The organism is Thiolinea disciformis DSM 14473 (assembly GCF_000371925.1).
Lineage (GTDB): Bacteria > Pseudomonadota > Gammaproteobacteria > Thiotrichales > Thiotrichaceae > Thiolinea > Thiolinea disciformis.
This window is the reverse complement of sequence record NZ_AQVE01000041.1, coordinates 1-11653: the sequence shown is the minus strand read 5'-3', so window position 1 is coordinate 11653 and position 11653 is coordinate 1. Positions and strand designations below refer to the sequence as shown.

Here is an 11653-nt window from a genome sequence, read left to right as displayed (position 1 = left end):
CGAGCGATTGTAATTGGGACAGCCCGGCTACGGGTGTTAAATCGCTGATCTGCGTAGAACTGCAAGCGAGCGCTTGTAATTGGTTCAAGCCCTGCAAGGGGCTTAGATCGGTGATCCGAGTGGAACTGCAATGGAGCGCTTGTAATTGCTTCAAGCCCTGCAAGGGGCTTAAATCGGTGATGCTTTGCTTATTGAATATTAAGCGCTTTAACTGCGTTAACTGTTTAATTTCGTTGGGAATGACATGAATAAACCCCCTCAACCAATAAAAGCGTTTCATTTGGATCGAAAAATTTAATTCTTCTAGCCAAACTAGTTCAAAAACTGCGGCTGGTAGTTCTTTAATTAAAAGATTAGTTAAATCCAAGCTAGGGCTTTGTGTTCTTCGGCAGGTCTCAATGCGTTCAAAAGCTATGTCTAAGTGCGTGGGCATGAGTATAGGAATGGGGTAAGTGAATCACTTGTTTAAGTTTAAAGCATTTTTTTATGCGCTCAAACTTGAATGAGTGGCTTTTGATAAACTACACTAAACCTAAGCTACATCAACTTGATGTACCAAGTTTGTAATGGGATAGCCTTATATGATTGATTTTGCTGATAAGGACGTGGGTTCGAATCCCTCGCTCTCCAAATTATAAAGCCCTTATAAGTAATCACTTATAAGGGCTTTTTGTTTTAGCTGCGTATTAGTATTTCAAAGATTGCTTACTATGGGTGATTAATTCAGGGTGAAATAGCTGAAAATCTTGGATAAATTTATCCTCTTGCTCACGTAAATCAATCAGTGCCGGACTTAAGTGCGTGGGTCTTTTAAAGCGCTGTGAAACGCTTTGCAAGCTGTGCTCAATGTTTGGTAATGTCTGATATTCACCTAACCAATTTTGCTCTACCAAATATCTTAAGGGTCGATGGGCTTTTTCCGGTGTGCTGGAAAGGGTTTGCAGTAAAGTCGTATAGCTTTGGGCAATAAACTGATCAAGTGGTATTAGGTGATAGTGTTCCCAAGTTTGACTCAAGCAATAGTCATAAAAGATATCCACCAAGATGCCAGAAAAGCGCCGATACGGTGGTGAAATTAAAGTCTTGCTGCGTTTAACGATAGGATGTGCATCTGTGAAACGGTCGATAGTTTGATGGAGTTAAATAGCGATTTTTTGTTGATCACTTAGATGGGACAAAGTGGTGACATTGACTAAATCGGGTAAGAGGCTTGCTGCTAAATCAGCGCCCACTAGATCTGCTAGCTGTAAATGTGCAAGCCAATTCATCGTTTCATCCCTCAGACTGCTGATGAAGGTATAATCTAAAGGAAAACGTAGCGCTTAGTGAGGAGAGAATATGACGCACCCTAAAATAATTACCGGTGGCTGTATCTGTGGGGCAGTACGCTATGAAATCCATGGCCCTTTGCGTCAAATCGTGGCTTGCCACTGCGAGCAATGTCGGCGTTTTAGTGGACATTTCGTGGCAGCAACTGCAACCCGTAAACGCTATTTCCAATACCTCAAGCGTGATGGTTTGAAATGGTATAGCTATCAATCCGGCTTGCGCCAAGGGTTTTGTCAGGACTGTGGTTCAAGTCTATTTTTTGAAGATGAATACGGTGATAGGATTTCGATTGCCGCTGGCTCTTTGGATGAAGCACAAGGTTTGACTATTGCGGCTCATATTTTTGCGGCGGAAGCAGGCGATTATTATCATCTCGATCCGAATGTGCCTGTTTCTCAAGCAGGTGATCATTCCGTTGTTTTACCGAAATAGCTATTTTGGTGCAGATTCTACCTAGCGCAAGTCTAATAGTGCACCACTCTGTAATTTGCACTATATTGGTGCAATCTTCAGTGTTGCCTAGCTAAAACCTAAGTAATAACGCGATTTCTTCCATCAAAAAATACGGACTGGCTCGTTTCTAGGCTATTGGCACGTCACTTGCAAAGTTACTCCCAACAAGGCGTATCACTGATCACGTCAATTACTTTTAATTTTAGTCGCTTTAGGGAGATTTTTATTCATGAAAATGATTACAGCCATTATCAAGCCGTTCAAGCTCGACGATGTGCGTGATGCGTTGGGGGATATTGGCATCAAGGGCATTACGGCGACCGAAGTGAAGGGTTTTGGACGACAAAAGGGGCATACTGAGCTTTATCGGGGTGCTGAGTATGTGGTTGATTTCTTACCAAAAATTAAGATTGAAGCAGCAGTGGATGATGCGCAGGTTGATGCGGTGATTGAAGCGATTACAAAAGCAGCGCACACCGGCAAGATTGGCGATGGCAAGATTTTCGTTTCCAGCTTAGAACAAGTGATTCGTATTCGTACCGGCGAAAACGGCAGCGCTGCACTTTAAGGGGCTAGAGTTATGATTAAGTATTTAGGGATTTTTCTAACGACTTTGTTGTTAGTCGGTAATGCGTTTGCAGCAGATGCGCCAGTACCTGATAAAGGTGATACCACGTGGATGCTGCTTTCTACCCTGTTAGTTATTTTAATGACTTTGCCGGGTTTGGCTTTGTTCTATGGTGGTTTAGTGCGTGCTAAGAATATGCTCTCGGTATTAGCACAGGTGTTTACCATTTTCTGTGTCATTGCCATTTTATGGGTCACCTATGGCTACAGCCTCGCATTCACTGACGGTGGCAGTTTGAATAGCTTTATTGGGGGTTTTAGTAAAGTATTCTTGAAGGGCGTTGACCCTAGTTTGACGGTCGAGGGCTTTAGTAAAGGTGTGGTGATCCATGAAATGTTATTTATGGTATTCCAACTTACCTTTGCAGCGATTACGGTTTCCTTAATTGTGGGTGGTTTTGCCGAGCGGATTAAATTCTCTGCTTTATTAGTATTCTGCGTTTTCTGGTTCACCTTATCGTATCTGCCCATGGCACATATGGTGTGGTTCTGGGGTGGTCCTTCTGCTTCAACAGGACCTTCCGGCTTCTTATTCGGTAAAGGTGCATTAGACTTTGCGGGCGGTACAGTCGTTCACATTAATGCAGCCATGGCTGCTTTAGTCGGCGCACTCATGGTGGGCAAACGTGTCGGTTATGGTCGCGATTCCATGGCGCCACATTCGCTAGTAATGACTATGATTGGGGCATCCTTGCTCTGGGTCGGTTGGTTTGGCTTTAATGCTGGCTCTAACTTGGAATCGAATGGCACAACGGTCTTAGCGATGGTGAATACCGTAGTAGCACCTGCTGCTGCCGGTTTGTCGTGGATGTTTGCTGAATGGATGTTACGTGGTAAACCATCTCTATTAGGTGTCACCTCTGGTGCAGTATCAGGTTTGGTCGCGGTCACACCAGCGGCTGGTTTTGCAGGTCCCATGGGTTCGATTGTATTAGGTCTAGTGACGGGTGTAGCGTGCTTCTGGGGTGTGACTGGTCTAAAGCATAAACTGGGTTATGATGATTCCTTGGATGTATTTGGCGTACATGGCATTGGGGGGATTTTGGGAGCGATTGGTACAGGCATCCTAGTGAATCCAGCGTTGGGTGGCACAGGGGTATTCGACTATACCACTGATACCGTGGCAGCCTATAGCAGTGCACAAATTGTGAGCCAGTTATGGGGTGTTGGCGTAGCGGTAGTATGGTCAGGTATTGTGAGTTTTGTGCTGTTCTTCCTGATTGATAAAACCATTGGCTTGCGAGTCACACACGATGAAGAGCGCGAGGGCTTGGATACTGTGTCGCATGGTGAGCGTGCGTATAGCCTCTAAACGCTTTATCTAGTTAACAAGGCAGGAAACTTCCTGCCTTTTTGCATTTATTATGCTTAATCGAATGTGAATTACTCCACTCACATTATTAATTCTCACCCATTAGTTTCCAAAAAAAACATTTGATTGGAACAAAAAATAGATAAATAGTCTAATAATTTATTAGCGCTATTTCAAAATGGTATTAATTGGGCATTGGGGAGGGTTTTATGCCAGAAAACATCACAACGCATACGCTCTATGCGCATTACACACGTCAACTTAAACAGGCAAATGATGAATTACAGCGATTGCAGCGGTACTTAGACCCTAATTCAGCAAACTATTATCCTAGCGATCCTTATCAGCAACGAGAACAAAAAGCTCGAAGTATTATTGAATCGGCTCTAGATCAATTACAAGCCTTAGAAAACGCTAATTTACTATTTAGCGCACCTACTGAAAAGCGCAATCAGTATCTACATATACTGGATTTAGAAACGTGTCGTGCCACTTGCATTTCTTGGTCTGATATAGCTGAGGCGATGCGCCATAATGGTTGGGGGCAGGCTATTGATCAGGATACCTATTTAGCGGGCTGCGGTTCTTATGTATTTTCCAATCAAACCATCACGCTACAAGGTAATCAAACCGATGCGGTACGCATTTGGAGCCATTATTGTAGTTTAGAAGGTTTAAGCATTCAGGATATGCGAGATTATAACATCGCACATCGGGATGCTATTCAGTTAATTCCACCGCCAAGCTTTGATGAAGATATGGATGCACAAGGTAATCCTCAAAAGTTATTAGAACCTTTAGCCGGTGGTATTTTAGAAAGTCCTCAAGTGATAGGGTGTTCTGTTTACGCACCCTTGGGAACATTGCAAGGTATTTTTATGAGTGATGGTTTGTGTCGGAATGTAACGATCACGAATAATGAGATTGATACTTGTGCAGGACATGCCATTTCTATTGCAGGGGTATTATCAGGCGATATCAGTGGTAATACTTTACGGCAAAGGACACCAACATTACCTTTGCCAAGTATTCGGCTTTATCCATTACGCATTGGTGGCAATATGGCGGATGATAGTGTCATCTATATCTTGAATTTCTCAAACAATTCTAGTGTGTTTTATGGTGGTGTTACTGGCTCTGATAATCGCCTGATTAAAGTAGATGGAACTGAAGATTATTTAGAAATAACTGATCTTCGTTATGAACTTCCTACCACACCAGCAGAGCGTGCAAGAGCCTTAGGCTTGGTTAATTTTGACTATGATGCTTATGCGCATGATTATGGTTCTTGGACATTAGCCGAATTTAGGAACTACGATTCTGTGGGCTACAATCAATTATCGTCGTGGTTGAACGTTCGGATTCAAGAATTTACTACCGGTCAACGCATGGTTCCCAATACTTTACCAGCCCCCTCTCCTGAACAAAAAGAGAAAGTGTTACCCATGCTAAAAGCAGCCAAAACCTTATTGGCTAATCCCAACGCATTGAATACGCGCCTCATTGATTTACAAGCCACCGCCATTCGTAGTTTTACGATGAAGCGTATTGCCATGCAGCATGGAACTTTACAGCCTTTGATTGATTTAGGTGGTGAGTTTAATGCGCGGCGCGTTGAGTTTTCAAAATGGTTTTTAGCCTAGGAAGTATCACTATGTATTATCGATTACCGCTATTAATGATAGTTAGTGTGATAGTTTTGGCAGCGCCTGCAAGCATACAGGCAGTGGTGAGTAGTCATTTACCCGCTAGCTTGCAACCCTCGGGGGTTTGGGAACTCAAATCCGCTTTATCGGCAGATTTTAATCAAGATAAACAGGCTGACTGGGTAGTCGTCGCCTACCGACGTATGAGTCCGGAATGGTTCAAACATCAAGTCTCGATTTATATGAGCCAACCCAACGGGACTTATCAACGTGTAGTCAATAGTAGCTTTGACCCGAGTGATAGTGATGGTGACGCGTGGCGGGTGGATGCGCGTTTGCTGGCGGGTAATGAACTGTATATTAGTAATAATACTACCAATCCTTTTTCTAGTCGAAACTATCAAAATAGCTACAAGTTGCGCTGGCTGAGTGGGCGGTGGGTATTACGCGAATACAGCTTTGGCTATGGGTCCAGTACGGGAGGTAGTACGATAGTTGCCGATTTAGTGCAACAAAAGTACCGTAAATTAGCAAACGGGCGTTGTGATTACACGCCTGATCATACGTGTCGCGGGGCTAAAGTAAACAACTTGGTTAGGGTGCCTACTATAATTCTGCGAGATTCAGATTTTGTCAGCCAACCTAAGTTAGCTGACTTATCCACTAAGCAAGTCGATAATGTTAGAGTATTTGAACGTTTCTTACGTTAATTTTAGGCAATGTTAAGCATCCTGAAAGCCTAATTTGACATGCGAGCCATCACAAAATGGCTTATTAGCTGATGCTCCACAACGGCACAGCGCTACTTTTTCCTTCACCGTCTCGCTACCATCTTTCGCTTTCAAGGTGATGGAGCCTTGGACTAATAAAGGCCCATTGGGTCTTACATCAATCAGGACTGAAGGTTTAGTAGCCGTTTCAGTGCTAGCAGAGCTACGCATGTCTTGATAAGACAAAGCCCCAGAAGGACAGGTCTTAATTTGCGCAATAATGGCTTCGGTACTAGCGCCTTGGGGATTCACCCAAGGACGGGTTCGTGGATCAAAAACGCTGGGTAGGTGTTGAAAGCATAAGGTTGAATGGCTGCATTTAGCCGGTTGCCAAATAACAGTGATTTCACCATTCGAATATTGCTTAATAATGGCTTCTGAACTCATAAGAATGCCTCTCAGTGCGGTGGTACGGTTCGGCTATTAGGGGGATTTAGCTTTAGTTGCCTTGGTGGCTGGCTTTTTCGCAGGTTTTTCAGCTTTCGCTTCTTCTTCTGCGTGTAAAATCGATCCGGTTTTGAATAAAAATTCTTTTAAATATTCATCAAATTTAGGATCGTTACGGCGAATCCATTCTAAAACCATGGCCGCATGTTCTTTTTCTTCATCCCGATTGTGCGCCAAAATCTCTTTAAGCTCTTTGTCCTTACAGGCATCCACCCGTTGGTTATACCAATCAACCGCTTCTAATTCTTCCATCAAGGACTCAATAGCACGGTGCATATCGCGGGTAGCAGCAGAAAGCTCTTCAACAGGCTCATGATAAGATTCGCTAGACATGAAGTTCTCCTTGGTTGATAGTGAATGATGAAGGGTAAGCCGCTCTAAAAATGTAGGGTATGTCTGGCGATAACACAATAAGTAAGAGTCCGATAGGGTTAAAGTTTCCTTAAGATAAAAATGAAAAATGCTGGGGTAGCTTTAGCCAATCTAGGGACTATGCTAGGATTGCGCGCTGCAAATAATTAGCAGGTGCAAGTCCCCCTTATGGCACGATATATATTCATTACTGGTGGTGTCGTTTCTTCCTTAGGAAAAGGCATCGCCGCCGCTTCATTGGGCGCGATTTTAGAAGCCCGTGGTCTTAAAGTTACCATGATGAAACTCGATCCCTATATTAATGTTGACCCCGGTACGATGAGTCCGTTTCAACATGGGGAAGTATTCGTCACCGAAGATGGTGCGGAGACTGACCTAGATTTAGGGCATTACGAGCGTTTTGTGGGCTTTAAAGCGACACGCTACAACAACTTTACTACTGGCCGTATTTACGAAACCGTGATTCGTAAAGAGCGTCAAGGACAATACTTGGGCGCTACCGTGCAAGTCATTCCGCATATCACCGACGAAATTAAGCGTAGCGTCAAGGCTGGCGCGGGTGATGCAGATATTGCCATGGTGGAGATTGGTGGCACGGTAGGCGATATTGAGTCCTTGCCTTTTCTTGAGGCTATTCGCCAAATGGGTGTGGAAGAAGGGCGCAATAATACCTTATTTATTCATCTCACTTTGCTGCCTTACATTGCTACGGCAGGTGAATTAAAAACCAAACCTACTCAGCACTCGGTCAAAGAATTACGCTCGATTGGGATCCAACCCGATATTTTATTATGCCGCAGTGAAAAACCTTTGCCGGAAAACGAACGCCGTAAAATTGCGCTATTCACTAATGTGGAAGAGCGGGCGGTTATTTCTGCGGTGGATGTGGATAATATCTACAAAATGCCGCTGTGGTTACATGCGCAAAAACTCGATCGTATTGTCGCCGAGAAATTTGGTCTCAGCAATTTGCCAGAAGCAGATTTGAGCGATTGGAAAAATGTTGTCAGTGCCATGGAGTTTCCCGAGGCAGAAGTGACGATTGCCATGGTTGGCAAATACATGGATTTAACCGAATCCTACAAGTCGCTGAATGAAGCCTTGCGTCACGCGGGGATTCAGACCCATACCAAAGTCACAATCCGCTATATTGATTCTGAGAAATTGGAAGGCGACGACGATAGCGTTGAAATGCAGGCCGTGAAGTCGGCGGACGCCATCCTTGTTCCAGGCGGTTTTGGTAAACGTGGTGTGGAAGGTAAAATTAAGGCCGTGCAATATGCGCGCGAAAATAAAGTACCTTACTTAGGTATTTGTTTAGGGATGCAAGTGGCGGTCATTGAGTTTGCGCGGCATTGTGCTGACATTGCTCAAGCAAATAGTACTGAGTTTATACACAATACACCTGACCCCGTCATCGGTTTGATAACGGAATGGCAAAATCAGGATGGCTCGGTAGAACGTCGTTCGGAGGCTTCTGATATGGGCGGCACGATGCGCCTTGGTGGTCAGGTGTGTCACTTGGTTGAGGGTAGCTTAGCGCGTAGTACTTATGGTACCGCAGAGATTATGGAGCGCCATCGGCATCGTTATGAGTTTAATAATAATTACCATGATATTCTGGCAAAACACGGTTTGGTTTTTTCTGGTTGGTCAGCGGATAAATCCTTAGTCGAAATGGTAGAGCTAAAAGATCATCCTTGGTTCTTAGGCTGCCAATTCCATCCTGAATTTACCTCGCGTCCACGCCAAGGCCATCGTTTATTCAGTAGCTTCATTCGTGCCGCGCGCCAAAACCACGAAAAACGCCATAAAGACACAGGGGTTTTATAATGCAATTATGTGGATTTGAAGTCGGTTTAGATCAACCCTTCTTTCTCATTTCGGGCCCTTGCTCGATTGAAGGGGAAGGCTTTGCGTTAGAAACCGCGCAAACCCTGAAAGAAATCACTACACGCCTAGGGATTCCCTTCATTTATAAATCGTCCTTCGACAAGGCCAATCGTTCGTCTCACACCAGCAAACGCGGCGTGGGTTTGGAGATGGGTTTACGCATATTGGAACGCGTCAAACGTGAAGTGGGCGTGCCAGTATTAACCGATGTACATGAAGATACGCCGTTTGATGAAGTCGCTAGCGTGGTGGATGTGTTACAAACGCCCGCGTTTTTATGTCGCCAAACCAATTTTATTCAAGCCGTAGCGCGTGCAGGTAAACCGGTAAATATTAAGAAAGGTCAATTCCTCGCACCGTGGGATATGGGCAATGTGGTGGAAAAAGCCCGTGCCGTGGGGAATGAGCATATTATGGTATGCGAACGCGGCTATACCTTTGGCTACAACAACTTAGTCTCGGATATGCGCAGCCTTGCCATTATGCGCGACACTAATTGCCCTGTGGTATTTGATGCCACGCACTCCGTGCAGCTTCCAGGCGGACAGGGTAATGTATCAGGCGGTGAGCGTAAGCATGTGCCTGTATTAGCACGCGCGGCTGTGGCGGTGGGGATTGCAGGTCTATTTATGGAGTCACATCCTGATCCTGCCAATGCATGGAGTGATGGGCCGAATTCGTGGCCGATGGATCGGATGGAAAGCTTATTAGAATCCTTGGTGGCGCTGGATCGTGTGGTCAAAGCACAGCCACTGGCTGAACAACTTTTGTAGAAAATAGGAAAATCTCATGTCACAAATTAGTGCTATTCACGCACGTGAAGTGATTGATTCACGTGGTAATCCAACGGTTGAAGCAGATGTTACCTTAGCCAATGGTGTCGTTGGTCGTGCTGCTGTACCTTCAGGGGCGTCTACAGGCTCACGCGAAGCGATTGAATTACGCGATGGTGGTTCACGTTATTTAGGTAAGGGCGTGCAAAAAGCCGTTGCCAATGTGAATGGTGAAATTGCTAATGCGTTGAAAGGTCACGATGTAAATGATCAGGCGGGCCTTGATAAAATCATGATTGATTTAGACGGCACCGATAATAAAGCACGCTTAGGTGCAAATGCTTTATTAGCCGTTTCCATGGCGGCTGCACATGCAGGCGCGAAAGCAAAAAGCTTGCCTCTGTATCAATATATTAAACAGGCAGATACGTATAAATTGCCGGTGCCGATGATGAATATCATCAATGGTGGTGCACACGCCGATAATAGCGTGGATTTACAAGAATTCATGATTCTGCCCGTCACCGCGCCAAGCATGGAAGAAGCCATTCGTTATGGTGCAGAAGTATTTCATAGCTTGAAATCGGTATTGAAAAAACGTGGTTTGAATACGGCGGTGGGGGATGAGGGTGGTTTTGCCCCTGACTTATCGTCTAATGAGCAAGCCATTGAAGTTATTCTCGAAGCGATTAATAAAGCGGGTTTCAAAGTTGGTCAAGATATTTGGTTGGGTTTAGACGTTGCCAGTTCTGAATTCTATAAAGATGGCCAATATGTTTTAGAATCAGAAAACCGTAGTTTCACTGCCGAAGGTTTTACCGAATACTTACACAATTGGGTACGCCAATATCCGATTTTAAGTATTGAAGATGCAATGGCAGAAGGTGATTGGGCAGGCTGGAAACATTTAACCGATGTGTTAGGTGGCAAAGTTCAATTAGTTGGCGATGATTTATTCGTAACCAATACCAAAATCTTAAAAGAAGGCATTGATAAAGGCATTGCGAATTCGATTCTGATTAAAGTTAATCAAATTGGCACATTAACCGAAACCTTAGCCGCGATTGAGATGGCTCATCAAGCAGGTTATACCGCTGTGGTGTCTCACCGTTCAGGCGAAACCGAAGATTCGACCATTGCCGATATCGCGGTTGCGACAGGTGCAGGGCAGATCAAAACCGGTTCATTATCGCGCTCTGACCGTATCGCGAAATACAACCAATTACTACGCATCTCTGAGCAATTGGGTGGTCTTGGTATTTACGCAGGCAAATCAGCGTTTAAACAATTCTGATTAATCAAGTTTGCTAAGTGCTTATAAAAGGACATCTGTGCAGATGGATGTTCCTTTTAACGGCTCAATGTGCAATGTAGTATTTAACCTTATTTTTGTTAGGTTCATACGAATAAAAGAAATGAGCGATTGATGGATTGTTCCCTCTGTGAGACTTTGACCAAAAAATAGATGGTCATGATTTAAAGGGGTTGAAGAAGCGTCTTTCAATGCACGTGCCTATGACTTTGTCATGAATCTCGATAGACTTAGAAAAACAGATCGTCTTGCGTGCTAGACGTTTAATCCAAATCCTCAAATTCAGGTTTTGCCGTTCAATACGTTGCGTGTAGCGTTTAGTGATTAAATGCTGATTCTCAGGCAATAAACGCTCATAAGCGCCCCAATCATCGGTGCAATACAAGGCTAATTTGAACGGTGTCAACCGTTCCAAGAGTNGCTTCAAGGTGCTATCGGCTCGCGGTCCAAACGCATAAGCCAAAGCCACTTTCAAATGCGGTTGCCAAGCGTACCACAGCCAACGTGGCTGCTTTTTATGGCCGACAAACGACCACTGTTCATCCATTTCACACACTAAGGTCACCTCATGATGTTCAGCTAAGGCTTGAATCGGTAAAGGATTAACTTGAGCGGGTTTTAATTTTTTTTAAGTGAGCAATCACCGTGGTGATACTCACGCCTAGGACACGACTCGTATCTCTAACCCCTGAACCATTGATCGCCATCTCAACAATTTT

The 11653-nt window shown here is 44.4% G+C and carries 15 protein-coding genes; 8 read left to right on the top strand and 7 right to left on the bottom strand.

Features of this window, described 5'->3' with window-relative positions:
- The 3 genes from A3IE_RS23015 to A3IE_RS23305 all read right to left on the bottom strand — a co-directional run.
- The coding region (locus tag A3IE_RS23015; RefSeq protein WP_211206856.1) for a leucine-rich repeat domain-containing protein at positions 1–280 on the bottom strand (280 nt) is incomplete at its 3' end.
- Between the two features lie 406 nt (positions 281–686).
- On the bottom strand, positions 687–1127 hold the full coding sequence (locus A3IE_RS0118720) for an acyl carrier protein phosphodiesterase (RefSeq protein WP_083900689.1): 441 nt from the start codon (positions 1125–1127) through the stop codon (positions 687–689).
- Positions 1128–1139: 12 nt separating this feature from the next.
- Positions 1140–1268: a hypothetical protein gene (locus A3IE_RS23305; protein WP_020397152.1), complete on the bottom strand. Its 129-nt coding sequence runs from the start codon at positions 1266–1268 to the stop codon at positions 1140–1142.
- Positions 1269–1338: 70 nt separating this feature from the next.
- Here A3IE_RS23305 and A3IE_RS0118710 point away from each other — a divergent pair, with 70 nt between their 5' ends.
- The 5 genes from A3IE_RS0118710 (at position 1339) to A3IE_RS0118690 (ending at position 6077) form a co-directional block, all read left to right on the top strand.
- The gene (locus A3IE_RS0118710) at positions 1339–1761 is read left to right on the top strand and encodes a GFA family protein (RefSeq protein ID WP_020397151.1); all 423 of its coding nucleotides are present in this window, start codon (positions 1339–1341) and stop codon (positions 1759–1761) included.
- 250 nt (positions 1762–2011) lie between these two features.
- Entirely contained in the window at positions 2012–2350 is a 339-nt protein-coding gene (glnK, locus tag A3IE_RS0118705) for a P-II family nitrogen regulator (protein WP_020397150.1), read from the top strand.
- A 12-nt stretch (positions 2351–2362) separates the two neighbouring features.
- Positions 2363–3721 carry an ammonium transporter gene (locus A3IE_RS0118700; RefSeq protein WP_020397149.1) on the top strand — a complete coding sequence of 453 codons (1359 nt, stop codon included), beginning with the start codon at positions 2363–2365 and terminating at the stop codon, positions 3719–3721.
- Positions 3722–3930: 209 nt separating this feature from the next.
- Positions 3931–5364, top strand: a complete 1434-nt coding sequence (locus tag A3IE_RS0118695) for a hypothetical protein (protein WP_020397148.1) — start codon at positions 3931–3933, stop codon at positions 5362–5364.
- Positions 5365–5375: 11 nt separating this feature from the next.
- The gene (locus tag A3IE_RS0118690) at positions 5376–6077 is read left to right on the top strand and encodes a hypothetical protein (protein ID WP_020397147.1); all 702 of its coding nucleotides are present in this window, start codon (positions 5376–5378) and stop codon (positions 6075–6077) included.
- Positions 6078–6089: 12 nt separating this feature from the next.
- Here A3IE_RS0118690 and A3IE_RS0118685 read toward each other — a convergent pair whose 3' ends face one another.
- Entirely contained in the window at positions 6090–6524 is a 435-nt protein-coding gene (locus tag A3IE_RS0118685; RefSeq protein WP_020397146.1) for a (4Fe-4S)-binding protein, read from the bottom strand.
- Between the two features lie 36 nt (positions 6525–6560).
- On the bottom strand, positions 6561–6917 hold the full coding sequence (locus A3IE_RS21365; RefSeq protein WP_020397145.1) for an encapsulin-associated ferritin-like protein: 357 nt from the start codon (positions 6915–6917) through the stop codon (positions 6561–6563).
- 207 nt (positions 6918–7124) lie between these two features.
- On the opposite strand from A3IE_RS21365, the gene A3IE_RS0118675 reads away from it, so the two are divergent.
- The 3 genes from A3IE_RS0118675 to eno are packed head-to-tail and all read left to right on the top strand — an operon-like array spanning position 7125 to position 10916.
- Complete coding sequence (locus A3IE_RS0118675) at positions 7125–8789, top strand: CTP synthase (RefSeq protein WP_020397144.1); 1665 nt, start codon at positions 7125–7127, stop codon at positions 8787–8789.
- The gene (gene kdsA / locus A3IE_RS0118670; protein WP_020397143.1) at positions 8789–9622 is read left to right on the top strand and encodes a 3-deoxy-8-phosphooctulonate synthase; all 834 of its coding nucleotides are present in this window, start codon (positions 8789–8791) and stop codon (positions 9620–9622) included. The genes A3IE_RS0118675 and kdsA overlap by 1 nt, the downstream gene beginning before the upstream one ends.
- A 16-nt stretch (positions 9623–9638) precedes the next feature.
- On the top strand, positions 9639–10916 hold the full coding sequence (gene eno, locus A3IE_RS0118665) for a phosphopyruvate hydratase (RefSeq protein WP_020397142.1): 1278 nt from the start codon (positions 9639–9641) through the stop codon (positions 10914–10916).
- Positions 10917–11091: 175 nt separating this feature from the next.
- Here eno and A3IE_RS0118660 read toward each other — a convergent pair whose 3' ends face one another.
- Entirely contained in the window at positions 11092–11526 is a 435-nt protein-coding gene (locus A3IE_RS0118660; protein WP_110721610.1) for an IS1 family transposase, read from the bottom strand.
- Positions 11527–11536: 10 nt separating this feature from the next.
- The gene (locus tag A3IE_RS23480; protein WP_425425146.1) at positions 11537–11641 is read right to left on the bottom strand and encodes an IS1-like element transposase; all 105 of its coding nucleotides are present in this window, start codon (positions 11639–11641) and stop codon (positions 11537–11539) included.
- Positions 11642–11653 lie beyond the last annotated feature (12 nt).